The 923-nt window shown below is 43.7% G+C and carries 1 protein-coding gene; it reads right to left on the bottom strand.

Annotation, left to right across the window (positions count from 1 at the left end; genetic code table 11):
• Positions 1 to 157: 157 nt before the first annotated feature.
• Positions 158 to 923: major capsid protein (locus ACFIJZ_RS09910; protein WP_375631991.1), on the bottom strand; the 766-nt coding region annotated here is incomplete at its 5' end.

The raw sequence follows: 923 nt of genomic DNA on the forward strand, positions 1-923 counted from the left end.
GATTCTGCCACCGGCGTCCGATTCTGAATGCTTAATGCCGTAAATCGCTGTGATACGAAAAGATTGCTGGTTGTCTTTTCGCGTGTAGATGATGGGCTGCCTAAAAGTGTTGCGCACATCTTTAACCATTTGGTTTAGCAGCCCGTGCCATCGCATGTTATTTCGCTCCAATCACTGCTTTAAACAGCATTTCAGGGCGTGTACAGATGTAAAGCGGATAGCTATAGACCTCCGGTTTTACCCATGCATTACGGTCGTGGTCGACGATAAGCATGGTGTAGAGAGGTCTTCCAACCGTGTTGGCAAAATCCAAGCTTTCACCAGGAGCAAAGGTTTTTTGGAAGACACCAGGCGCATCAACAGGAAAGAATTGACATTCATCAGGCTTAATGCCTATGGCGCGCTTTGTTCCAGCCTTCGCACTCACATTATAGTTGTGGATACTCCGGTAATTAATGAAAGTGACACCAGCAAAGTCAAAACTGCCAAAGCTCCCCGATCCAAGAGCGCTTGGTGTTGCAACACCTCCGGCGCTATTGAGTGTTTGTGCTAAGGCTGTGTTGAGATAAGTTTCACGAATTGTTTTATGGTTTTTCAACTTGGAAAAGAATTCATTTCCACAAAGCCCAATAATGCGTGAACGATCAGAAAACGCTCCCTTTGAAGCCTCAATCATCCTCATAATGACTTGATCAACATGGTCCGCAACATTGGTTGTCTCATTATTTAATTTAAAATCAATCGGCTTTGGTGGTGTGATTTCCCATTCTTTGTACCAATCGACAATTACGGAACCATCAGCATCAAGGACAACACCTTGAACAGCGCCAAGCTGCATATTTTCCCATGTCAATTCGATTTCAGAAATCAGTTTCTTTTGTTTTCTGGCAATATATTTCATTGCTGTCTCTAACTGATCTTCT

The sequence above is a fragment of the Bartonella sp. CL70QHWL genome, from assembly GCF_042194855.1.
Lineage (GTDB): Bacteria > Pseudomonadota > Alphaproteobacteria > Rhizobiales > Rhizobiaceae > Bartonella.